Origin of the sequence: Halopseudomonas salegens, assembly GCF_900105655.1 — a bacterium.
GTDB lineage: Bacteria > Pseudomonadota > Gammaproteobacteria > Pseudomonadales > Pseudomonadaceae > Halopseudomonas > Halopseudomonas salegens.
In genome coordinates this window covers 1,532,949-1,555,723 of the sequence record NZ_LT629787.1, presented here as the reverse complement: position 1 = coordinate 1,555,723, position 22,775 = coordinate 1,532,949, and the positions used below count along the sequence as shown (strand labels likewise).

Sequence of the window (22,775 nt, the reverse complement as noted above, 5' to 3'; positions counted from 1 at the left end):
TCTTGATGGGTGGCACAGCCATTGTGTTAGGCGCAACGGGTGCCGTAGGGAAGCAGCTGGTCACTCAGTTGAGCCAGCGAGATGATGTGGCGAGTATCATCCTGATTTCTCGTCGTTCGTTGGATCTGTTGCTCGATTTTCCGGATGCCATCACATCGAAAATCAACAACCATGTTGTTGATTTTGAGCAGCTTGAACAGCAGGCAGAGCGCCTGCTTCCTGCACATTCGGTTGCATTTGTTACGCTGGGTACAACGCAAAAGCGGGCAGGTAGTAAAACAGCTTTTCGCCAGATCGATCACGGTTTGGTGCTTGCGTTTGCCCGGGCATGTAAATCTGCCGAAGTCGGCAGGCTTTGTGTTGTCACTGCGCATGGGGCCGATTCGCGTGCTGTCAGTTTTTATAGTCGTGTCAAAGGCGAGATAGAGAGCGATATTCAAGCCCTGGGGCTGCCGAGAGTGATTTTTGCGCGACCTTCGTTACTCTTGGACCGTCCTGATGATGGTCGCTTGGCTGAAAAGGTGGCTGAAGGCTTGCTTGGACCTGTCGCGTCATTTTTGCCCAGGTCCGTACGCCCTGTTTCCACGCAACGCGTGGCGGCTGCGATGATTGATATGGCTTATGATACTGAGCATACAGATGCCTTGACTGTGCTATCGAATGCCGATATGCATCAGTGAAGTGCCTTTGACAGTGCCCTCGTCTAGTCTCGGATTTGGGTGCTTACGTCTTTATTGAGTTGTTCAGCAAAACCGTCATACGCTTGATCGCGTAGTATGCAGATTACTCGCCAATTATAGGGCTTCAGCCCTGGGGGCTGACCAGGATATGCAATTTATAAAGCGACACTGCCTGAAAGTAATCTGGATATCTGCCCTCGTTCTGGATCTGTGTGCAGGGCTTGTCGGGCTTTCGTATCCAGTGGCGATGTTGCTGCCGGCGATCTACATGGGCTTGTCTTTTGTCGTCTTCAACCGGCTGCATATCGGGTACCGGATTTTCCATCATGTATGTATTGTGCCCCTGTGTCTGTACTACCTGCTCGGGGTTTTCCTCAAAGGGCCGGCGGTATTCTCACCACGGTTTCTGGATTCGGTGATTGCATACACCTGGTTCAGTAGCCTTTCGGGGGCTTACCTGTTTTTCTGCTTGATGTTGTTGGTCGCTTATATCCCCTTTGTCGTTTACAAGAAGATCGCCGGCTCGGCAAAACGTACCAGTTGAATGCCTGGTGACTCCATATCAAGCGGCGTCAGAAAACTTATGGTAGTAGGCTAATGAAGGCGATAAAAATGAAATCATATACCACGATTTTTGTGATTGCCCTCCTTGCCGGCTGCTCCGCTCATAGCAATACTGACTCAAACAATATCATCGAGCAGCTGGCAACCAAGGGACAGCCTTATTTCGAGCATCTGGTCGCTACCAGTCAGTACGAAAGTCTTCTTGGGAAAATAGAGAGCGGAGATGAGCACTCGATAAGAGCCGCGTCGGTACTCAGTCAGTATGCTGATGCGTCCAAATCACAGTCGTTGAAATACGCGTTATCCAGGGCATTACCCAAAAATCCTGAACCCGTCATGACGCTTATACCAGAATATTTTTCCGTTTCTGATATCTGTACCGTTCCTTATATAGAAGAATCCATTGATATCGAGCTACGCCATATTCGCGATTCGATAGCGGCACTGAAAAATGCACAAGCATCTAGCCCTGCTTACATCGAGTGTATTGATATCTATAAAAATATTGAAAGCAAAGTTTCAAGCTGAGACCACCGATCAAAAAGAACCCCGGCAAGCCGGGGTCTGAAGGAGGAAATCGGTGATTGTTGTGCGTTATGGCGTTACTGGAATCAAGCGCTCGTTAACGTCGAAGGGGACGGCGTAGGCGCTGTTGCTGTCTGGGTGGAATTGCAGCAGGAATTCGGCCAGTGCATCCTGCTCGCCGCCGGTGCTGGAAAAGTCCACTTGACCGGGGTCGTTGGCGGCTACGTCCACTTCCAGCAGCGACTTGTGCTCGGCATTGTTCAAGCCTTTGAACGGCCATGCGCTGCCGCAGTTGGCGGTAGCGAATTCCGAGCCGGGCGGGGCTGCGCAATTGGCCAGAAAGTCCAGCGCGACGACCCGGAAGGTGCGATTGGGATCACCGACCACGGCACCATTCTCGACAATGCGATCCCAGCGGTCTGCTTCATTGACTGCGTTCGGATCAACCAGCACATCAAGATCAATCACCCGTTCCCCGTCAGTGAGCAGGCCCAGGTTGGTATCACCTTCGGAGCGTGCCTGTGCGTTGGGGTTGAAGCTAAGACGCAAGCCGGCGGTATGGGTGAAGTTGCCCTTGATCATTTCTTCGGTCAGGTCGTGCAGTTCGGCGGCGGTCATGGTGATCAGTGCCAGGCCGTTGTTGAAGGCAAAGGCGGTTTGGATATCCAGTTGCGAGACACCGCCTTCGGGTTTGCCGAAGTCATTGCCGGCCGGAGGGAGCAGTTGCAGGTCATCTACCGAGGTGGAACCTGCCGGGCTGACAATGCGACCGATGGGTGCGCGAATACCGCCACCGTTTTTCACTGATACCAACGGTGGGTTGCCTGGCAACATCTCGCGGGCATACCAGAGATTGGCGTCGGCCGAGAGGTTGCCCAGGTTGGTTTCACGGCTGCGCACAAAGGCGCGACGGCCATCCAGGAATACATCGGTTACGCCGTAGGCGGTGCCGTCCAGTTCACCCAGAATCTGGCGAATGACATCGGCCACTTCAGTGACATCGGATATCGGGCTACCTTGCAGCGTATCCACCACGCTGTCGAGGCTGGCCCAGGCACCGCTTTCGTTGTTGTTGATGCTGTCGAGGATGATGACACCTTCGTCATCGAAATCCACCAGCAGGCGGCCGAGGTATTTGTAGTCGGCATCGGTGTTCACCAGAAGTACCGGCTCATTGGCAGGGCTGGTATACATGAGCGGGTAGTCATCGGCGGCGCTATCACCTTCGCGCAGCAGGTCGCCATTGTTGGCCAGGAGGGTATTTGAACCACCGCCCACAATGATGTCGACGCCTTCCAGCCGCGTTGCCAGGCCTTTTTCCACACTCAGAACCTGCATGTGCGACAGCAGGATGATCTTGTTGATGTCATCATCACGCAGCGCATTGACTTCTTCCTGGATGACGGCGGCCAGGTTGTCCAGGCTGCTTTCATCATTGATGGCAAAGTCTTGCGGCAGGATGGTGAGATTGCCCACCGACGTGATCGACGGCAGGGTAGGCGTCACCGCGCCGACCAGGCCGATGCGTTCTCCGTTGACGGTAATGACTGCAGAGGGGGCGACCTTGCCGGCGATGCTGCTGGCTTCCTGGCCGCCGTCGACCATCAGGTCAGCGATTGCGCTGTCGGTACTGAAGTCAATATTGGCTGACAGGTATGGGTATAGCGCGCCCGAGTAGTCGCCATCGGGTTTGATGATACCGGCAAAACCTGCTGGTCCGGTATCCAGGTCGTGATTACCCACGGCGGACGCCTGCAAGCCCATCTGGTTCTGGATCTGGGTTTCACCACGGCCATCACCGGCGACGCCGACAACCGCATTCATGCGTGGGTCACCGCTGGCCTGGAAAATAGGGCCGGGAATGTAATTGTCGCCCGAGCTGAGCAGCAGGGTGTTGTCAGGCATTTCGCTGCGGAAGTGATCAACCAGTGCGGAGAACTGGTCAACATTGAACATGGCTGCCGTACCGCCGCCATCGACATCGGCAAAGTGCAGCAGTTGCAGGGAAAAGGCACTGGCTGAATCGTCAGTGGCGTCGTCGGAGCTGGAGCTTGAACTGAGGCAACCAGCCAGGGGCAGGGTGCACAGAATCAGGGCGCTGCCTAGGAATACAGATCGCATGAACTATCCTCTCATTGCGTGGGAATCCTGAGAGCGTCAGCTTGGGCGAGCTGTGTGACCTGCCAATGATCTTTTGTTGACGGTTTGAAGCTATTGCGATGACATACCCAGCGAACCGATAACCACGCCACTCCACTGCTTGATGGATCAACGCATGAAACCCTTTTCGATATTGCTGATTAAAGTCCTGGGACTCTACCTGGCCCTGCAAAACCTGCTGTCGGTCGCGCCCATCCTGTTCAATGCAGATGCTCGTGACATGTGGCAAAACGAGTTGTTTCCCATGTTGCTGGCGATGATTCTGCTGCCCATCGTGGCGGGTATTTTACTGTGGTTTTTTGCCGGTGCTCTGGCCAACCGGATTCACGGAGAGAGCGAGCCGGGAGTGGTGGTCAAGGAGGATGAACTCGTGCGGGCAGGCCTCTTTCTGATTGGGGTGTATCTGCTGGTGCAGCATGCCGGGGTTCTGATGGGCACCTATACGGCGTCCGGCAGTCTTGCCTATGGTTCATTGCTGGTGTTTGCACTCGGGCTGGCGATGGTTCTGGGGTCAGGATTCTTTGCCTGGTTGTACCGCTGGGCCAGGGACTCCGGCATCAGGCGCTGAATGCAATCATTCGCCTGCTGAACTGTACGAGGCAGGGCAACCTCGGTAGTATCCTGGTGCCAGAAAAATTGTGTACACAAGGAAAATTCATGTTCAGTCACGTCATGCTCGGTGCCAATGATATCGCGACATCCAAGGCGTTTTACGATGAAGTGCTCGGCGTTATTGGCTGCAAACCCGGGGTTATCGACCCCAAGGGCCGTTGTTTCTACTTCACCAAGACCGGCACTTTTGCCTTGAGCAAGCCCATCGATGGTGAGCCAGCCTCTCACGGCAATGGCAGCACCATCGGTTTTGCCGTTGACAGCCCGGAGCAGGCCGATGCCTGGCATGCGGCTGGCCTGGCCAATGGCGGTGTCACCTGTGAAGACCCGCCAGGTGTGCGTGAAGGCAATGGCATCAAGCTGTATCTCGCTTATCTGCGCGACCCGGCCGGCAACAAGATCTGTGCGTTGCACCGGATGAACTAGTGGCCTCTGCGCGCGACGTCTATCAACGCCTCAAGGACGCGTCCCTGGGTGTTGTCGTCGCGCACCTGCATGACCACCAGCGTTGGCGTGACGTTCACTCCGGGCTGGTGGCTGTCGAGATCGATGGCTGGATCGTCACCCTGAACAAGGAAGCGGGTGCGCTGGATTATTGCGCAGGTTGCCTGCTGCCTGATGGCCAACAACTGGATAGCCGTGCCTGGGCCGGTCGGGGGACGGATCCACTGGAGTTGTTGAGCGTCTGGGAACGTGCACGGCTGGAGCAAACTCTGGCCCAATTGTAAGGGCGCTCAGTCATGTTGATAGTGGCGATTTGCAGTCGTAGCGAGCTTCGCGCAGAATAACCGTTATGGCTTTTCGTTAATGGCCCGGGGTGATATTCAGTGGGCTGACACCCAGCTGGATTCATCGCAAACCAAAAGCCTTGGCGGCCCGCGGGGTGTCAGGGCGTATCCGCTTGGCGAGGCAAGTGGCTGTCGGGTGTGGTTGACCCAGACGGAAGTCCGCTACCAGGCCACGGCGTCGATTGTGCCCTATGCCTTTTATGATCATGCTGCACGCCAGAGCTATGCGGATGAAACCAGTGAGTCTATAGCTGGCGCAGGTATTGGTGTACGCTACACTCAGGCGGGCTGGTCACTTGATGCAGCCATGGCAGCACAAACCAGCGGCGACGCGGCGTCCGAGGATGAACAGAAAGATCCACGTTTCTGGTTATCCGCACGTTACTCTTTTTAGGCATAATGCTGAATCCGCACCGCCATTAACCCAGTGATCCACTATTTGAGAGAGCAGTCATGTTGATAAGGGATAATGCCCATAAAACTCCTTGTTTCATGCTGGTTGTGGCAGGGCTGATAGCTTCAGCACCCTTGATGGCCAATGAAATCATCGCAACCCTGCCATCAGGGGGCGCCTTTGTGATCAAGGACGACGGTGGCACTACCTATTTGCGTGTGGATGATGCCGGCATCGTACGGCTGCCAGGAATCACGGGGTCCCCTGACACCGATACGGTGCTGTGTCACGACGCTGCCAACGGTCAACTCGGCCCTTGTGCCACAGGTGTCGCCGTTGGGCCCGAAGGTCCAGCGGGACCAGCCGGACCTGAGGGTCCTCAGGGACCAGCAGGTGACATCGGCCCGGCAGGGGCTCAGGGGGACCAAGGGGTGCCTGGACTTCCAGGGCCGCCCGGGCCTCAGGGGCTTCAGGGTGAGAACGGCCGAACCATTCTGTCCGGTACCGGTGCACCCGTGGATACACAGGGAAATGATGGTGATCTCTTCTATGATCAATCAGTCAGCATGCTCTATGGTCCGAAGACTGCCGGAAGCTGGCCGGCTGGCGTCAGCCTGATCGGACCTGCTGGACCAGAAGGCCCTGAAGGACCTCAAGGCCCGCAAGGCCCGCAAGGTGAAACCGGCATACAAGGCCCGCAAGGTGAACCGGGTCCGGCAGGGGCTCAGGGGGACCAAGGGGTGCCTGGACCACAAGGTGAACCCGGTCCACAGGGTATTCAGGGGGAGCCAGGTCCTGCTGGTGGAGCGCAAGGGGTATCTCGAATCGTCCATGGCTGCGTCAACTTTGATGGCAGCATCATGAATGCGGGCTCAGGCGACTGGACTGCTCAGTGCCTGGGAGGCGATTGTTCGACCTCGACTGAGGATTATCGTTACTACCGGGTCAACTTCAATTCGCCCCTGGCTAGCGTTCCGGTGGTCATGCTCTCCAATATGAACTCGCCGATATTCCCGGATACCGGTAAATATTATCCGGCCTTTCCCGACACGCGAGAGACGACGGTCAATGGCTTCAGAGCGAACTTCGCTTACGCCAATGGTTACGATGATACCGAGGGGCTTTATGTGCAGAGCTTTTGTTTTACCGCTCTGGTACCTTGATTGTTATTGAAAAAGCGGGTGCTTTTACGCTGCACTATCTGGCGCAACTGGCTGCCGGTTATGCTAGGCATTGCGGACCGGCATCAAGGTGCGCAGCAACAAGGACGACAAGGTGCGAACAATGCTGCATGAAAAGCTCCAGTTCCTCGTCCGGCGTCTAGGCGAACGCTTGTGGATCAAACCACTGGCAGCCTGCTTGCTGTCAATCGGCGGCGTATGGCTCGCCAACATGGCGGATCAGCTTGAGCTGAGCGACAGCATTCCGCGTATCAGCAGCGACTCGGTAGAGGCCCTGTTGTCGGTCATGGCCGCCAGCATGCTGGTTATCGCTACCTTTGCCGTTGCCTCCATGGTGTCGGCCTATGCCTCCGCCAGCAATACCGCAACACCGCGATCATTCACCCTGATTGTGGCGGATGACCTGTCGCAGAACGCCTTGTCGGTATTTGTTGCGGCTTTCATTTTCAGCATTGTCGGCTTGACCGCAACCAAGAACGCGCTGTTTCAGCCTGTCGGCCTGACGGCGCTTTTCGCGCTGACGGCCCTGGTCTTTGCCCTGGTCATCCTGACCTTTGTGCGCTGGGTTGACCGCATTGCCCGTCTTGGCCGGTTGGATAACACCGTTGAAAAGGTCGAAATGGCGACCCGGGCAGCCTTGCTTCAGCGGCGCAAGCGTCCGGCCATGGGCGCCGTACCCGTCAAGGCTATCAACACCGACGGCCACCCCGTGTGCACCCGACAGATTGGCTATGTACAGCACATCGCTATCGACGCATTGCAGGAATGGGCCGTGAAAACCAAGGCCCGTGTGCAGGTTGCCGCGCTGCCAGGCACCTTTATCGCCGGCGACCGCCCTCTGGCCTATGTTCGCTTTGATGACGACAGGGGGCATGATGGCAAGTTCGATGAGGTGATCGACGCCTTCGAAGTTGGTCGTGAGCGTCTGTACGATAATGACCCACGCTTTGGCCTGGTGGTGCTCTCGGAGATAGCCGGCCGGGCGCTGTCTCCCGGGGTTAACGACCCGGGCTCCGCAATCACCGTCATCGGCGTACTGGTCAGGCTGCTCAGCGACTGGGCAGAGCCGCTGGACGAAGAGCCCAAACCCGCTTGCGAGCGTGTAGAGGCCCCCGAGCTTTGCGTGAAGGACATGTTTGACGACGCCTTTACCGCCATTGCCCGTGACGGCGCCAACGCCATCGAAGTCATGGTGCGGTTGCAAAAGGCGTTTCACGCCCTGTCCAGAGCAGACAATTCCGCCATGGCCGCTGCCGCCAAACAACATGCCCGCATCGCCCTGGTGCGCGCCGAAAGCACGCTGGAACTGCCGGAAGAACGGGCGCTGATTCGCGAATTGGCAGGGTTTGCCGAGTAGGGCGCGCCAAACAGCCTGAGCATCCCTTACAGTCGTTGAGCCCGGCGCACCCTCGGCAAAACAGTAGCGCCAGCTATAGCCCCAGATACTCCGCGATCAAAAAGGCCTCACCAAGGCCCTCCTGCTTGCCGAAAAAAGTCACCGGCTCGCGTTCGTCATCCTCGATATAACCCACTTCACAATCAATTCCATATTGCCTGGCCAGGTCATTAAACAGATTCACCGGAAAATTCAGGTGAATGTTTTTCTTCACCGGCTGGCTGATGCCCAGCTCCCACTCGGCGCAATCTTCACTGTCACAGGCATTGATCAGGGTGACACTGTTGGCCGCGTTGGCACCTGCATAGGTCTGCAAGGCAGCCTGCAGTTCTGGCAGGTTCTGCCGCAGTTTCTTTTCCCGCTTTTCTTCCAGGCGGTCACAGGCGACCAGAAAATATACAAGCATCACAATCATCCGTTTTGCAGGCAAAGGGGATTAACCGACTCCCTTGCCAATGAATCACATGTGGCCAGTTTACCTGCTTGCCAAAAGGTCACGGATTTTTTCTGCCACATCGCCTCTGCCAATTTACCTCGTCGACCTCAGAACGGAAGGTCACCGCTTGAGCGGAATCGTGTGCCTGCCTAAACCGAAAAACCACACCTCGATGCCCAGCGGCTGCCTGGATTTTCTTCAGAAAGGCTTAACACAGGTAAATATGACAATCCCCTCGTGCCAGGGCGTTTCCTGCCCATAAGTCACCAGCTCTAATCGTGCATGATGGGGGCCTCCAACGTAGGATGCGCTTGCGGAGCGGATACTCCGGCCATTTTCCAGGTCTTGAGCTTCTACGTAAAAGTCCATTAGCGTCGCTGCTCCGTCCTGAATCAGCGAGCGTCCAGTAATAGCACGGAATCGGAAGGCCGAGTTTTCGTAGATGGTGGCTTCGCCACCGGCTTCACCTTGCATTCCATTTAATTGAACCGTCTTGCTCTTGACCATGTGATCATCGAATCCAGGGAATTGATCTACGGTGACGGTGCACAGGAGTTCCATATCGGCAGATACAGTGAAAGGAATCATGGTTAATGCCAATGTCAGAACGGCAGTGCGGTATTTCAGTGCTATGTCGGGCATAGGAATGTTTCTTTTGCGTAGAGGAGGAATACAGAACGAATGCCTGAGCTGCGGTTTTCACATGGACCGTGATGCTGGTGAACAATGCGCTCGCAGCCGGTGTTGGCATCCTTCCTTGCCCGCACTGACTCTTCCCTAGGGTTGAACCTCGGCGGCCGGGTCTTCAATGGCCGTATTCTGGGCAAACTGAATGTGCCAGTCGCCAGCGTTGGCGTTGCTCATCAGAAAGCTCATTCGGGTGTGAAGCTCGCCAGACTCCGTTAGCGGCAGCGCTCCTGTCTCGTTCGTGATATCCCCGACTGTCAGGTGCGTTTCAACCAGCGCCGTGTCCGCGGTGAGCTGTTGGATGCTGATCACATCAATCATCAGGGTTGTATTGCCCAGCGGACCGGCGAAGACTTCAGCATGACGCGCAATGTTTTCTTCATTGCCTTCCAGGCGCATTCCGGCCAGGTTGATTACCACACTGTCATCCGCGTAATCGGCTCCCCAACCCTGGGCGTCGCCTGCATTCCATGCCTCGACCTTATGATCAAGAATATCGGCAATGGCTTGGGGAATATCGGCTACGTCTGCCCAGGCGAGGGGCGCGATCAGTACACCGAGAAGCGTGCTGGTAGTGATTGCGCGAAGTCGTGAAGTCATGCGAACTAAAGCCTCATGTAATGATCACCGCTTCACCCTAGGCCATTATTAATTCAACTTCAATTGCTGCGCCTGATGGAGCGGATGGCACCAGACCCCTTCATGCGTTTGATGTCACTGGTATCCCGGTATAACGGTTCGCTGTCATAGTAGTCGTCTGCAGCTGCTTTTCCTTCGCGGATATCTTTGCGAACGCCAGATAGTTCATTGTATACGAGGTTACTGACACTGAATTCAACCTGGTCCGGTAAAACCCGGTTGACGCGCAGCAGACCGTATCTGTATTCCGGATCTGAGTTCGGGAATATTTTTGTGACATCGACCAGATAAAGGTCGTTGACTGCGGGCTGCTTGATATAGCCAGCTTCTCTGATGTCGCCCTCTACAACCACATAAAACGCAAATAACATCAAGCAAGCGAAGAGAATCAATCCCGCAAAGGAGGGGAGGGTGTTCCTTTTGGTGAACACACTGGATTTGATGTCTTTGGCCAGATCTGCCGAGATTTCATTACCGATTAGTGTCTTTTTGCAATGAGTGCATTCAATGCCGGCCTTTTTCGATGTTGCAAACATTGGTATCCAGTAAATATGGAAATGTCGAATAACACCAAAGCTGACAAACTGCTGATTGTCACAGCTGGGACACTGGATACCTTCCAGCACTTGCCCAGACACACTTCTCCCACGCGTCCCAAAAAAAATCATGACTAGTCCTTATCGTTGATTAATGCTCAAGGCGGAAGGTTGAAGATATCGCCTCATCCCTGAGACCGCCGTAAAGCGCGGAAGTATAATACCTTGCGCTATGCAATACGACAGAAATAACAACCCGCATTGCTCGGATTACCGCTCCTGACAAAATCATCTGCGCAGAAAAAACAACAACATTGTGGCACTTGAGCGTTCGTGTGAAAGGCTTTGCTACTTTTACGATGTTTCCCGAGAGTTGAATGCTTTGAGTCTGTTGCCAGCGCGCCAGGCACGAGGTGTCAGCTCATCGCTGACAGTTCGTGCTCGGCACTCAGGCTTTCTTTGCTTGCTGCTCGGTTCCCCCGTTTAATACTCGGGCGTTCCACCAGACAATAACCGGTGTAATCAAAACCGTTGGGGCCAGCCAGGTGACCAGGTCTGGCAACCAGGTGGCGTTGACCACAAGCGCCGCCGTCAGCGTGGCGATGGTACCCGCCAGCATGCGGCCCAAATGCCGCGCAATGCGTTGCTTGCCGACAATCGGGCCTTGGCGCCAATCGCGCCAATCAGACAGCGCAAGGGAGAGGCCGATACTGCCAAACACCAGCAGTATCCAGGGTTGTGCACCACCGTTATGGATAAACCCCACAACGGCTGTGATCAGCATCGTCAGGCCTGCTCCTGCCATCAGGCTACCAACCAGATGATCGATCCAGCGTGGCCGGCCATCGCGGATCCTGGCGGCGCGCCAGCCGGTAAAAACAAGAAAGAAACTGAACACGCCGACCGCGAGCAGAAAAGGGTTCGGGCGCACAACAACCAGCCATAGGGTCGACAGTGACACGGTAAACATCGCCGCGACATACAGGCTACCTGACCGCCGGTGCCATGTTTTACCCTTGGGGGAGGCCAGGGCGAGGCCAGCCATTGCCAGAGCGACAAAGCCGGCCGTGATGTGAAGTGACAAAACCAGTAGTGTCATGACGCGCTCCCGGGTTGCGGATGATTGGGCAGCAGAATAGCCGCGACGCAAACCGGCAGAACAGGAAAAATACGTCAAAGCATTGTTGCCTTCGTTAACGGCTTGCTACGCTATATTCACGATGCGTGAACAAATCAAACACCTGACTGCAAGCCTCGCTGGGCTATTGGCCATCGGCATTGTGTTGGCGCTGATCGGTCCATTTGGCACCTACGAATTGCTGCCGCTGCCGGCAAGACTGGCCTACTGGGTACTGGTGGCCACCTTGAATGGCGCCTTGGTAGATGTAGTGATTCGACAGGTCGATACGCATTTACCTGATGCAACCCCTCTGCGCCGACTGCTGGCCCCACTGATAGGGGCAGCACTGGCCGCCGTCCCCGCCACTGCCATTGTCGCGGTAGCCAACGGCCTGTTCGGTCTCGGTTGGCCAGACCAATTACTGCGCCTCTACAGCCAGGTGGTTTTTCTGCTGGCGGTTATCTCAACCCTGGTTTATACCCTGCTGGACTTGCAGGAACTGGCGGAAAAACCCCGGACGACTTCTGCCAAATCGGAAGCAGAAGCCAATCGACAAGAACCCGGTAGTTGGGCCCGATTCCGGGAAAGGCTGCCCGTCCCCCCAACAGGTGATCTGCTGTGCCTTGAAATGCACGATCACTATCTGGCGGTACACACGACTGAGGGCAAGCAATTGATCCTGTGCCGAATGGAAGACGCCGCCAGGGAGCTCGACGACCTGGGTCTGCGTGTCCATCGTTCCTGGTGGGTAGCCAGTGCCGCGGTTGCAGGTGCGAAGCGGCAAGGTCAACGGCTAGTGCTGACGTTGATCGACAAACGCCAAGTGCCGGTGGGGAGAACCTATCGCGAGAGTTTACGACAAGCCGGTTGGCTGAATGGCTGACAAAACCTTGCAGCAAAGCAGGGCCGGGAGGGCGTACAAACGATGCTGTGCCCTGGCTCCTATTTGATCGCTTGGGTCTGACCTGTAAAAAAACTGAACGTCACCTCTTGAGCAGAGTTGTTTGCATGCCCAAACCGGAAAAACCACTCTTCGATGTTCAGAGAGCACAGTCGCCGGCTTAGCTTGAGTCTGCGTGAGAACTTTTTTAAACTGTTCAGGCCTTTTAAGGATTATCTACTACACAAGGATTATGTGATGATATCTTCCTGCATGAATGATCGTGCTCGCCGCACGCGCTCACAAAAGTGCCGTCGAATCTATATCCAATCCTTCAAATTTTATTTCCGCACAGAAACGGAAAATGGGTGACTTTGCATATTGCACTTTGGATGCAGCTGGCTCTGTGGTGATTACAGCAGTGCAGAGAGAGATCGAAGCCAGAGTTTCTGGCTTTTTACGACACTTGCCTCCAACGAACATCAGGTAGCGCTACCGTGCTCAAAAAAAATCCAATCTCACGTGCTGATTTTTTGGTTGGCGCTTTATTTATTAATGTGGTCTTTATACTACTCGGGGTTGGGTCAACATGGAGCTATAACAGCTACTCTTCCTATCTGCTGGATATTGTACATTCGCAAAGATCATTGCTGGTCTTTCAGCGACAACAAACCGCACTGCTGTTTGTCTGGGTAGCGATCCCAAGCATTGTGATCATTGTAAACATAGAGATCGCTTTCGTTCGGCTTTTGAAAAAACCCGTACCAGCATTACTGGCCCAAGTTCAGAAGATAGCAGCATGGATCATGTTTCTTGGGATTGCACTCGTCGTATTTGGCAACCAGTTGGTCAACCCCATATGGGCAAAAACTTTCTCAGAGGCCGGTTATTCCCGCTGCGATACCGTTATCCTCAGGGCAAACAAGCAATTCTTCAACGATGCCTGGGTACTGAACCCAGAGGACTGCTATGACCCCATGCTCAAGCAGATTTTGCATGAGAACCATAGTCGTCTGGGATTCGAGAAGGGCGCTCGCTACTTGGAACAAAAGCACGCGTTTCTGCAAGACCGAAACATACACCAGGGTAGTCAGTAGTCTGATATGAGAATCGTGTGAGGTGTTGAGTTCAGAAGAGTTACAGGGTCAGGTTGAAATCAGAGTGTAAGGCTTTTACGACGCATGTCTCCGGTGAATATCAAGTGGAGCCACTCCGCCTCTTTCCAACGCTATGCAGCGCCAATAATGCCGCAAAGCTCCGGGTTAGCAGCCATAGCATCCTTCCAAATATTGCGAATTGAGTAAAAAAGGAATAATTTATACTCATGGATGAATTTGAATTCGACGAAGCCAAAAGCCAGGCCAACCTGGATAAGCACGGTATCGATTTCATTGCTGCACAAGGACTATGGAAAGACCCAGACCTGCTCGAGGTCCGCGCAAAATCAGAGGATGAGCAGAGGTTTTTACTGATAGGCAAGATTGGTGAAAAGCATTGGTCGGCTGTTGTTACATTCAGGGATGCTCGTATTCGTCTGATTTCGGTCAGACGTTCCCGCAAGAAAGAGGTAGAACTCTATGAAAGCTAAAGACTTCGACAAGAAATTTGAGGGAGGTCAGGAAGATATTGTTGATGACCTGGATCTGTCCTCTGCTCGTCGTGTTAATCAGGAACAAAAACGAATCAATGTCGATTTCCCGACTTGGGTTGTGGAGTCGTTGGATCGTGAAGCTGCGCGCATTGGTGTTACCCGTCAATCGATCATCAAGGTGTGGCTGGTGGAGCGTCTTCAGGCAGAAGCTGCAAACAAGCCGCTTAATGGTGACGCCACTGGCGACCACATTGACGGGCGATAAATGTGACAAGAGAATTGCCCAACCACACTGACCAAACCTTGGCCCAGGGTTGATTTGACCCCGCCGCAAACCCCGACCATAATCCATATGAAACCAGTTTTATTTCATTTGGAATATAGTTATGGCATCTGCCGTTATCAAGCGCTTTACACCGTCGCGCCGAACTGATGATTCGCTCTGGGATGAAATCGGCTTGCCGAGCCGGGGTGAGGCTTTGTATCGCGTGGTGCGCGATGGTTTGCGCTACAGCACCTTTTGCCAGATTGCCGAGCTGGCTGGCACGGACAGCAAGCTGCTGGCGGAGATTCTGGACATTTCCCCAACCACTGCGCACCGCCGCGCCAAGGCCGGGCGTTTTTCGCCGCATGAAAGCGATCGCATTATCCGCTTTGCCCAGGCGCTGGCTGCTGCAGTCAAACTTTTCGAGGGTGACCGTGTCCAGGCGCGCAGCTGGATGCAGGCACCTGTGAAGGGGCTGGGTAACAAACCGCCGGTCGATATGCTGGCGACCAGCGTTGAGGCCGAAGCCGTGCTGGACCTGATCGGTCGCCTTGAGCATGGCATTGTGGCGTGAGCAGGGCAGTGGCAAGCCGAACCGGCTATCGCATCGTCAAACGCAAATGGGTGTCCAGCGCCTTTGATGGGGAAGGGGCAAGGCGCTTTGGTGGGCGCTGGAACAGCAAGGGTGTGCCTTGCGTCTATCTGTCATCCAGCATTTCATTGGCGGCCCTGGAAATGCTGGTGCATCTGCAATCAACTGATCTGCTGCAGGCCTACGCCCTGTTTACGCTGGAGATTCCGCACAGGCACCTGCGTGAGCTGGACGAGTCCGAGTTGCCTGCCAACTGGCGCGATGACCCGGCGCCCAGTGAAACCGCCGCCATTGGTGATGAGTGGTTGCGCTCGGGGGAGGGCATGGCCATGCTGGTTCCCAGTACCGTGGTACCGCTGGAATACAACCTGATCCTCAACCCCCGGCATCCTGCCTTTGGCGCTTGCATTGCTGCGGCCAAAGAGATTGCGTTCAACTTTGATCAGCGGCTGAAATAATCCGCCTGCACATTTCTGCATCATTGATACCGCCCCAATCACCCCACGCATGATCCCGTCCGCTTGCTTGGCAGCAGGGCCCCGCGTGCCTATGCTGTCCAATAGATGAGACACACCCAAGCAGCCACAAGAGTCTGACATGACCTTATCCTTGCCCGATGGCCTGATTGTAGTGGCCAAAGCCGATTGCCCGACCTGCCGCCTGGTTGAGCCGCTCCTGACAGAGCTGGACCAGGCAGGTGCGCTGACGGTGTTGGTACAGGATTCCGACGACTACGCCGCCGCGTTGCCCGGCACTCAGTATGACCAGACGCTGGAGCAGTCTTTTCGTTTGGGCATCGAGTTTGTACCCACGTTGATCCGGGTCGAACAGGGCAAGGAAGTCGAACGCACCTATGGCTGGCACAAAGCCGACTGGCAGGCGCTGTCCGGTGTGGCCACGCTGGGTGAGGACTTGCCGGTCATGCGCCCCGGCTGCGGTTCGAAAACCCTGGACCCGGGCATTGCCGAAGAGCTGGAGCTGGCTTTTGGCGATGTGCGCCTGCAGTCGCGGGAAATCGATATTGCCGGCGCCGATGACGCCATGGAAACCTGCTATGAGCGCGGCTGGACGGATGGTTTGCCGGTGGTGCCGCCGACCCCGGTGCGCGTGTTGCGCATGCTCAAGGGCACTGACCGAGCGGGAGATGAAGTGCTGGGCCTGATGCCGCCGGACCTGGTGCCCTGCACGGTGGAAAAAGTCGCGGTCAATGCCGTAATGGCCGGCTGCAAGCCGGAATACATGCCGGTGTTGCTGGCAGCCGTCGAGGCAGCCCTGACCGATGAATTCGGCCTGCACGGCCTGACCTGTACCACCATGTTTGGCAGCCCGATGATTGTGGTCAACGGCCCGATCACCAAGGCCATCGGCATGAACTCGGGCGTCAACGCGCTGGGGCAGGGCAACCGTGCCAATGCCACCATTGGCCGTGCGCTGCAATTGATCGTACGCAATGTGGGCGGCGGCCGCCCCGGTGAAATCGACCGCGCCACCATGGGCACGCCCGGCAAATACAGTTTCTGTTTTGCCGAAGCGGAAGACGCCGACTGGCTGCCACTGGCGCAGGAGCGAGGTGTCGACTCCGGCCGCTCGGCGGTAACCCTGTTTCCCGGGGAAGGGGTGCAGGGCATTGTTGATCAGAAATCCCGCGACCCGGAATCCCTGGCCAAATCCTTTGCCATGTCGCTGCGCACGGTCGATCATGCCAAACTGGCGATGGCTGGTGATGCCGTGTTGGTGGTTTCACCCGAGCATGCACGGGTATTTATCGAGGCGGGCTGGTCCAAGCAGCGTCTGCGCGAAGAGCTGGAACAGTTGCTGCTGGCACCGGGCAAGGATTTGATAGCCGGTGCTGGCGGGATTGCCGAGGGCATTCCCGCAAAATTCAAGGATCAACAGGTGCCCAAGTTCCGCCCGGGTGGCCTGTTGATTGTTCGGGTTGGCGGTACTGCCGGCCTGTTTTCTGCAATTATCGCCGGCTGGGCCGCATCCGGCCCGGTGGGCTCATCACCGGTAACCTGTGAGGTGAAATTATGAACGACAGCATACTGCTCGACCCTACGGCCGAGCTGGCACCGGCCCAGCGCGAGCGCCTGGCCCGGCCAGAAAGCCTGGAGGGCAAGGTCGTTGGCCTGCTGGATATTTCCAAGCCACGCGGCAACGTGTTTCTCGATCGGATCGAGGAACAGTTGAGCGCCATGGGTATCGAGGTAAAGCGTTACGCCAAACCGACCTTTACCCGTATTGCGCCGACCGAACTCAAGCAGCAGATGGCTGCTGAGGTTGACCTGCTGGTTGAAGGTCTGGCCGACTGAGGATCGTGCACGTCGTGCTGTATGCATGACATCGCCGATCTGGAGTCACGTCAGATCCCGGGAGTAGGGGTTGCCTCCAGTGAATTTGTTGAAGCTGCGGCTCTGCAGTCCAGAGCGCTGGGTTTCGATCCGGCCATGGTCTTTGTGCCGCACCCGATTCAGGACCGAACCGACGCAGAAATGCACGCCCTGGCAGACAATGCCCTGGACGAGATTTTGCGCCTGTTGCGCGCCGACGCTGACAGCGACGACACCTGAGTCAGCCATCCGAGGGGCTGCCTGATGACCGACGCAGCCCCGACGCACATGCCACGCCCGCCAGCGGTAGACACCGTACTTCGCTGGCCGGGCATGCAAGCCCTGATCGATACCCACGGCCGCACCCTGGTGCTGGATTCTTTGCGCAGCGGTCTGAATCATTGGCGTGCTGGAGAGATAGCCGATGACTCTGCGCTGGTAACCTTTGTTCAGCAGCACATCGAGCGCTTGCTGACGCCCTCCATGCGCCCGGTGTTCAATCTGACCGGTACCGTGTTGCACACCAACCTGGGCCGCGCACCGCTGCCACCCGAAGCCATCGAAGCGATGACCGCCGTGGCTGCCGGCGCGAGCAACCTGGAATACGATCTGCCCAGTGGCAAACGCGGTGATCGTGATGCCCATGTGGAAGACTGGATTTGCCGCCTGACCGGCGCAGAAGCAGCAACGGTGGTCAACAACAACGCTGCCGCCGTGCTCCTGGTGTTGAATGCGCTGGCACAGCGCCGTGAGGTGATCGTTTCGCGCGGCGAGCTGATTGAAATTGGCGGCTCCTTCCGTTTGCCCGACATCATGACCCGCGCCAACTGCAAGCTGCATGAAGTCGGCACCACCAACCGCACCCATGTCAGGGATTATGCCGAGGGCATCAATGCGCGTACCGGCTTGCTGCTCAAGGTGCATACCAGCAATTACGCTGTAGCCGGCTTCACCAAGAGCGTGACGGAAGCCCAGTTGGCGGCCATCGCTGCCGAGCATCAGGTGCCCCTGATGGTTGACCTGGGCAGCGGTTCGCTGATTGATATGCAGGCACTGGGTTTGCCGGCAGAGCCCGTGGTCGGGCAGATTCTGGCTCAGGGTGTGGATGTGGTGACCTTCAGTGGCGACAAGCTGCTGGGCGGCCCGCAGGCCGGGATTATTGCCGGTCGCGCCGACTTGATTGCCCGCATCCGCAAGAGCCCGCTGAAACGCGCGCTGCGCTGTGACAAGCTGACACTGGCTGCATTGGAAGCCGTGCTGCGGCTGTACAGCAACCCGGATACTCTGGTTGCTCGCGTGCCGACACTGCGCTTGCTGACCCGCACACAATCGGAGATCGAACAAACCGCCACAGTGCTGCTGCCGGCCTTGCAGGCCTGGGCTGGGAATGATTTCAGTGCCGACATCCACCCGGTTCACAGCCAGATCGGTTCCGGCTCACTGCCGCTGGAGCTGCTGCCCAGCGCAGCCGTGCGCCTGCACAGCAACAGCAACAACAAGCGTCTCCGCAGCCGGCAGTTGCGTGAGCTGGCCGAACGTTTGCGCCGGTTAGCGCAGCCGGTGATTGGCCGCATTGCCGACGACAGCCTGCTACTGGATTGCCGTTGTCTGGAATCTGCCGATGACCTGATTGCGCAGTTCCACGCTGACTGTGCGCAACCCCAAGCATGATTATCGCCACCGCCGGCCATGTCGATCATGGCAAAACCACCCTGATCCAGGCGCTGACGGGTAAAAACACCGACCGGTTGGCTGACGAGCAACGCCGCGGGCTGACCATCGACCTGGGCTTTGCCTGGCGGCATGACCCGCACGCCGGCGCCATTGCCTTTGTCGATGTGCCGGGACATTCACGTTTTATTCGTACCATGCTCGCCGGGCTGGCCGGTGCGGATGCAGCGTTATTGGTGATTGCCGCCGATGAAGGCCCGATGCCGCAAACCCGTGAGCATCTGGCGCTGCTGGACCTGTTGGGCATTGCGCAGGGCCTGGTGGTACTCACGGCGATTGACCGGGCCAGCAGCAAACAACGGGCAGCGACACGGCAGGCCGCGATTGAGCTGCTGCAAGGCACAACGCTCGCCAACAGCCCACTGCTGGAAGTGTCGGCCATAACGGGGCAGGGCATCGATGACCTGCAGGTGGCCATCACGGAATTGGCACAGTCGATTCCGGCACGGCACTGCACAGGTAATCCGCGCTTTCTGGTGGACCGGCGTTTCAGTGTGACCGGTAGTGGTTGTGTGGTCACCGGTACCTTGTTGAATGGCGAGCTGCATACCGACAGCCATCTATGCCTGACACCTGTTGCCGGAAGCGTGAGAATTCGCGGCATGCAAAGGGACGGGCAAGCGATCACTGCGCTGAAAGCCGGTCAGCGCGCCGCGCTGAATCTGGCTGGCGATCTGGACGCGGACCATCCGCAACGCGGTGACTGGTTGCTGGCCCCCGAGATGCACCAACTGACCGATCGCCTGGATATTTCCTTGCGCCTGTTACCGGATGCCAAGCTGCATCGCGGTACTTTACAGGTGCTTGCCGGCGCTGCCGCCAGCAGTGGCCGGGTAGTCTGGCTGGACGAGTCTGCCGGCCTGGCCCAGGTGCTGCTGGATCATGGCCTGCATGCCATTCAGGGCGACCCCGTGATTGTGCGTGAACCGGCAGCCAACCAGACGTTGGGCGGTGGCCGGGTGATTGATCCGCTTGGCCGCCAGCGCGGTCGCAGCAAACCGGAAGCCTTGTCTCGCTTGCGAGCCCTGCAACCTGTTGATTCGCCAGACATCGCGCTGGGCGTCGAACTGGCGCAGCAAAAGGAAGTGGATATAGCGGCCTTTGCCCGGCGCTGGAATCTGACGCCAAACGAACTGGCTGCCTTGCTAGCGGCTGAGCCGCTGGTGCATTTAGGGGGGCAGGCGCTGCATCCCGAGCGTGTTGCCCAGGCCGAACACAGCATCGTCCAGCGCCTGCAACAGGCACATACCGAGCAACCCGAACAGCGCGGCCTGCCACAGCATGCACTGTTGCGAGCGGCTGCCATTGGCCTGTCACCGCCCAGCAGTGGGCTGCTGCTCAAGCGGATGGTCAGCCACCAGCAGTTACAGCAACAGGGCGGCATCTACGCCTTGCCGAACCATCAGCCTCAATTGCCGACCAGCGATCTGCTGCTGTGGGAAAAAGTCGCCGCCGAGTTGAACAAGTCCAAGCTGCGCCCGCCCATTGTCGGCGAAATGGCCGAAAGCCTCGGGCATAGCCGGGAAGAGATGCTGGCCTTTATGCAACGCATGCAGCAATGGGGCTATGTGCTGGGCGTGGCACACAATCGCTTTTATTTGCCCGAACAGCTGGATGAACTGGCTGCCGTGGCCGTGGAACTGTGCAACCAGTCGCCCGATGGCGGCTTTGTTGCAGCGGAGTACCGCGATCAGTCAGGCATCGGCCGCAACCTGACCATTCAGGTGCTGGAATACCTCGACCGCGTCGGCGTGACCTGGTATCGCAAGCAGCGGCGCTTTCTGCAACCGGCATGGCAGCGTGAACAGAAACACTGATCCTGCCGGCCAATGATGGATACCCTGTTTAGCGATAAACTACGCCGCAGAGTTGGAACCTGACGCTGTCGCAGATGGCCATCCACTTCCCCGAGCGCCTGGACGAATACATCAGTCTGTGACGCTGCTGTCGGTGACACAGAGTTTTGAACACCCTCGAGCTTGTATCCTGAGGCCGCCCTCCCTTATTGTATGAATTCAGACCTTAAAACATTATTCTGCATCAGTTGGTCGCTACAAATTCTTTCGGGGATTGATATTACGTTTTTTTATGATTATTACTGCAGATGCAAGTAGTGCCAATGACAAAGAGAAAAATATAGATCTGCGAGTATTATTCGCCCTCTTTATTCCATCGCCAACCTCCAGAATCTCAATATCGCCAATAATTAAGCTTACATATCGATTTTTGTATTTTGAAAAAGCAACCTGTTTGCCAGGAAAGCTCTCTATCAACAAGTCTTCACATTGATACCTTCCAGGTAGGTTAAAAAACTCTTCAGCGCTGCTATTGATGTCATATGATATTAAAAGCTTAAGACCATTCACAGACCTTGATGTGATGCAGGCAGCCTTTTCTACCACCCCAAAATGCTGCTCAATAGAGGCTTCCTTTACATCATAATTTAACAATATAAAGAGGTCGATTGCCCATGCCGCCCATATGACTCCTAATAGAGAAATCCGGACTTTCATTTTTTATGCCCTTCCAAAGTCCTATTGAGTTCGCCAGTTGTGTGAATAGTGGAAATCACATCAGAACCTCCCACACCTAGAGAGCCCGCATTCAAACTATGGCTTGAGCGAAATAAAACACCTTTATAGGCCCCATGCAGCGATAAGGTAGCCGTCATAATATCTGCAAACGATGACATGTTCGCCGCATCTACTTCTGAAAAAACACGGTCAAGGGCCATAAGAGCTACAGGATCTTCACCCGACCCCAGATGCTCGCTTTCTTTCTGCCCGTTGAACCCTTTAATGCCCTTGATAATTTGTTCTTTCCACGGTTCGATTGTATATATGTTGACAATGTCTTTTATTAATTTCGACTACACCCAGGCACGTTACTTTTGAACTGCCATGAATTTTAATTATTAAAATATCCTCGTGCCCTAAAGAAACCAAAAAGTATGATTTATTGGCGGCATTCTCCGCAGCAAAATGTTCAACACTAAATCCTGATTTTATTGCCTCTACATACCGGTTGTGGCTATTGTAAGCAGGAGTCATTATAGAATGATCAATAAAAAAACGATCGATGAAATATACCTTTTAAAATAGACAGACAGTGAAAAATAGTTTAAGAATGCAGCAATCAATGCTGCAATCACATATATATCATCGCTATTTCTACGTGTAATCAATAGCAGGAAGATCAACAATAGAGATAGAGCTTGAAGCACAAGAGCCCACGTTCTTGAATAGATAAAATTATTTATGTTTCGGCTTCTTAATGCCACGAATAAACTCCCGCTTCACACAAAATGATAAGCACTCTTCTCATTAACGCTAATTGGAAGGGTGAGTAACTTTGAACTCATTAACCCAAGGATCTAAACTAATCTGTGGGTCGGACGGGTTGCCAGATACTGCAACACCTTTAAGGTGACCAAAGCTATGGGCATCACTAAACTCCCATTTATCTTCGAACTCCCCTCTTGCCTGTGCATCAGCAAGCTTACTATAAACAACATCCCATTGTTCGCCACAAATAAGAGTGTTCTTTCCTGTTAATTGCCGGAGCATTCTATAGCCGTTTGTTTCTGAAACATTGTTGTTTAGAACTCCGCCAATGAATGACGAGGTGTTCAATCTCATTCCTTTGTCTGTCATTTCTTGTACTGATTG

The 22,775-nt window shown here is 55.5% G+C and carries 28 protein-coding genes; 19 read left to right on the top strand and 9 right to left on the bottom strand.

What is annotated here, in order from left to right:
• Window positions 1–5: 5 nt before the first annotated feature.
• From BLU07_RS06915 to BLU07_RS06905, 3 genes are all read left to right on the top strand, one after another.
• Complete coding sequence (locus BLU07_RS06915) at window positions 6–680, top strand: NAD(P)H-binding protein (protein WP_092385453.1); 675 nt, start codon at window positions 6–8, stop codon at window positions 678–680.
• A gap of 241 nt (window positions 681–921) precedes the next feature.
• Window positions 922–1,224: a hypothetical protein gene (locus tag BLU07_RS06910; RefSeq protein WP_157719109.1), complete on the top strand. Its 303-nt coding sequence runs from the start codon at window positions 922–924 to the stop codon at window positions 1,222–1,224.
• Between the two features lie 68 nt (window positions 1,225–1,292).
• A complete protein-coding gene (locus tag BLU07_RS06905) occupies window positions 1,293–1,772 on the top strand; it encodes a hypothetical protein (RefSeq protein ID WP_157719108.1) in 480 nt (159 codons plus the stop codon).
• A 66-nt stretch (window positions 1,773–1,838) separates the two neighbouring features.
• On the opposite strand, the gene BLU07_RS06900 is transcribed toward BLU07_RS06905, so the two are convergent.
• Window positions 1,839–3,890 carry a bifunctional metallophosphatase/5'-nucleotidase gene (locus BLU07_RS06900; RefSeq protein WP_092385447.1) on the bottom strand — a complete coding sequence of 684 codons (2,052 nt, stop codon included), beginning with the start codon at window positions 3,888–3,890 and terminating at the stop codon, window positions 1,839–1,841.
• A 154-nt stretch (window positions 3,891–4,044) separates the two neighbouring features.
• On the opposite strand from BLU07_RS06900, the gene BLU07_RS06895 reads away from it, so the two are divergent.
• The 6 genes from BLU07_RS06895 (at window position 4,045) to BLU07_RS06870 (ending at window position 8,261) form a co-directional block, all read left to right on the top strand.
• Window positions 4,045–4,497 (top strand): hypothetical protein, encoded by a 453-nt coding sequence (locus tag BLU07_RS06895; RefSeq protein WP_092385445.1) that lies wholly within the window; start codon window positions 4,045–4,047, stop codon window positions 4,495–4,497.
• 89 nt (window positions 4,498–4,586) lie between these two features.
• Window positions 4,587–4,967 (top strand): VOC family protein, encoded by a 381-nt coding sequence (locus tag BLU07_RS06890; protein ID WP_092385443.1) that lies wholly within the window; start codon window positions 4,587–4,589, stop codon window positions 4,965–4,967.
• Window positions 4,967–5,269: a DUF7693 family protein gene (locus BLU07_RS06885; protein WP_092385441.1), complete on the top strand. Its 303-nt coding sequence runs from the start codon at window positions 4,967–4,969 to the stop codon at window positions 5,267–5,269. The genes BLU07_RS06890 and BLU07_RS06885 overlap by 1 nt, the downstream gene beginning before the upstream one ends.
• A 79-nt stretch (window positions 5,270–5,348) precedes the next feature.
• Window positions 5,349–5,723 carry a ShlB/FhaC/HecB family hemolysin secretion/activation protein gene (locus BLU07_RS06880; RefSeq protein WP_092385439.1) on the top strand — a complete coding sequence of 125 codons (375 nt, stop codon included), beginning with the start codon at window positions 5,349–5,351 and terminating at the stop codon, window positions 5,721–5,723.
• A gap of 137 nt (window positions 5,724–5,860) precedes the next feature.
• Entirely contained in the window at window positions 5,861–6,886 is a 1,026-nt protein-coding gene (locus tag BLU07_RS06875; RefSeq protein ID WP_197675077.1) for a collagen-like domain-containing protein, read from the top strand.
• Window positions 6,887–7,007: 121 nt separating this feature from the next.
• Window positions 7,008–8,261, top strand: coding sequence for a DUF2254 domain-containing protein (locus BLU07_RS06870; RefSeq protein ID WP_092385435.1), 1,254 nt, complete (start codon window positions 7,008–7,010; stop codon window positions 8,259–8,261).
• A gap of 73 nt (window positions 8,262–8,334) precedes the next feature.
• On the opposite strand, the gene BLU07_RS06865 is transcribed toward BLU07_RS06870, so the two are convergent.
• The 5 genes from BLU07_RS06865 to BLU07_RS06845 all read right to left on the bottom strand — a co-directional run bounded on the left by BLU07_RS06865 (window position 8,335) and on the right by BLU07_RS06845 (window position 11,697).
• On the bottom strand, window positions 8,335–8,706 hold the full coding sequence (locus BLU07_RS06865) for a hypothetical protein (RefSeq protein ID WP_092389651.1): 372 nt from the start codon (window positions 8,704–8,706) through the stop codon (window positions 8,335–8,337).
• A 228-nt stretch (window positions 8,707–8,934) separates the two neighbouring features.
• On the bottom strand, window positions 8,935–9,378 hold the full coding sequence (locus BLU07_RS06860) for a hypothetical protein (RefSeq protein WP_092385433.1): 444 nt from the start codon (window positions 9,376–9,378) through the stop codon (window positions 8,935–8,937).
• 135 nt (window positions 9,379–9,513) lie between these two features.
• Window positions 9,514–10,023 (bottom strand): SgcJ/EcaC family oxidoreductase, encoded by a 510-nt coding sequence (locus BLU07_RS06855; RefSeq protein WP_092385431.1) that lies wholly within the window; start codon window positions 10,021–10,023, stop codon window positions 9,514–9,516.
• 59 nt (window positions 10,024–10,082) lie between these two features.
• Window positions 10,083–10,730 (bottom strand): hypothetical protein, encoded by a 648-nt coding sequence (locus BLU07_RS06850; RefSeq protein ID WP_092385429.1) that lies wholly within the window; start codon window positions 10,728–10,730, stop codon window positions 10,083–10,085.
• Window positions 10,731–11,046: 316 nt separating this feature from the next.
• Complete coding sequence (locus tag BLU07_RS06845) at window positions 11,047–11,697, bottom strand: DUF2306 domain-containing protein (protein WP_092385427.1); 651 nt, start codon at window positions 11,695–11,697, stop codon at window positions 11,047–11,049.
• A gap of 121 nt (window positions 11,698–11,818) precedes the next feature.
• Between BLU07_RS06845 and BLU07_RS06840 the strand changes: the two genes are divergently transcribed.
• The 10 genes from BLU07_RS06840 to selB all read left to right on the top strand — a co-directional run bounded on the left by BLU07_RS06840 (window position 11,819) and on the right by selB (window position 20,924).
• Window positions 11,819–12,601, top strand: coding sequence for a LytTR family DNA-binding domain-containing protein (locus tag BLU07_RS06840; protein WP_092385425.1), 783 nt, complete (start codon window positions 11,819–11,821; stop codon window positions 12,599–12,601).
• A gap of 494 nt (window positions 12,602–13,095) precedes the next feature.
• Entirely contained in the window at window positions 13,096–13,695 is a 600-nt protein-coding gene (locus BLU07_RS06835; RefSeq protein WP_092385423.1) for a hypothetical protein, read from the top strand.
• Window positions 13,696–13,922: 227 nt separating this feature from the next.
• The gene (locus tag BLU07_RS06830; RefSeq protein ID WP_092385421.1) at window positions 13,923–14,186 is read left to right on the top strand and encodes a BrnT family toxin; all 264 of its coding nucleotides are present in this window, start codon (window positions 13,923–13,925) and stop codon (window positions 14,184–14,186) included.
• Window positions 14,176–14,454 (top strand): type II toxin-antitoxin system BrnA family antitoxin, encoded by a 279-nt coding sequence (gene brnA, locus BLU07_RS06825; protein WP_092385419.1) that lies wholly within the window; start codon window positions 14,176–14,178, stop codon window positions 14,452–14,454. Before BLU07_RS06830 ends, brnA begins: the two co-directional genes overlap by 11 nt.
• A 121-nt stretch (window positions 14,455–14,575) precedes the next feature.
• Window positions 14,576–15,028: a type II RES/Xre toxin-antitoxin system antitoxin gene (gene parS / locus BLU07_RS06820; RefSeq protein ID WP_092385417.1), complete on the top strand. Its 453-nt coding sequence runs from the start codon at window positions 14,576–14,578 to the stop codon at window positions 15,026–15,028.
• Window positions 15,029–15,036: 8 nt separating this feature from the next.
• Window positions 15,037–15,504, top strand: a complete 468-nt coding sequence (locus BLU07_RS06815; RefSeq protein WP_092389649.1) for an RES family NAD+ phosphorylase — start codon at window positions 15,037–15,039, stop codon at window positions 15,502–15,504.
• A 139-nt stretch (window positions 15,505–15,643) separates the two neighbouring features.
• Window positions 15,644–17,080: a thioredoxin family protein gene (locus BLU07_RS06810; protein WP_092385415.1), complete on the top strand. Its 1,437-nt coding sequence runs from the start codon at window positions 15,644–15,646 to the stop codon at window positions 17,078–17,080.
• On the top strand, window positions 17,077–17,616 hold the full coding sequence (locus BLU07_RS18015) for a UGSC family (seleno)protein (RefSeq protein ID WP_331457077.1): 540 nt from the start codon (window positions 17,077–17,079) through the stop codon (window positions 17,614–17,616). The genes BLU07_RS06810 and BLU07_RS18015 overlap by 4 nt, the downstream gene beginning before the upstream one ends.
• 24 nt (window positions 17,617–17,640) lie before the next feature.
• Window positions 17,641–19,047: an L-seryl-tRNA(Sec) selenium transferase gene (gene selA, locus BLU07_RS06795; RefSeq protein ID WP_092385409.1), complete on the top strand. Its 1,407-nt coding sequence runs from the start codon at window positions 17,641–17,643 to the stop codon at window positions 19,045–19,047.
• Window positions 19,044–20,924, top strand: coding sequence for a selenocysteine-specific translation elongation factor (gene selB / locus BLU07_RS06790; protein ID WP_092385407.1), 1,881 nt, complete (start codon window positions 19,044–19,046; stop codon window positions 20,922–20,924). Before selA ends, selB begins: the two co-directional genes overlap by 4 nt.
• Before the next feature lie 234 nt (window positions 20,925–21,158).
• Here the strand turns inward: selB and BLU07_RS06785 are convergent, their stop codons facing one another.
• From BLU07_RS06785 to BLU07_RS17535, 3 genes are all read right to left on the bottom strand, one after another.
• Window positions 21,159–21,620 carry a hypothetical protein gene (locus tag BLU07_RS06785; RefSeq protein ID WP_092385405.1) on the bottom strand — a complete coding sequence of 154 codons (462 nt, stop codon included), beginning with the start codon at window positions 21,618–21,620 and terminating at the stop codon, window positions 21,159–21,161.
• Window positions 21,617–21,841 carry a hypothetical protein gene (locus BLU07_RS17540; RefSeq protein ID WP_157719107.1) on the bottom strand — a complete coding sequence of 75 codons (225 nt, stop codon included), beginning with the start codon at window positions 21,839–21,841 and terminating at the stop codon, window positions 21,617–21,619. The genes BLU07_RS06785 and BLU07_RS17540 overlap by 4 nt, the downstream gene beginning before the upstream one ends.
• Window positions 21,842–22,436: 595 nt before the next feature.
• Entirely contained in the window at window positions 22,437–22,739 is a 303-nt protein-coding gene (locus BLU07_RS17535) for a hypothetical protein (RefSeq protein WP_157719106.1), read from the bottom strand.
• Window positions 22,740–22,775 lie beyond the last annotated feature (36 nt).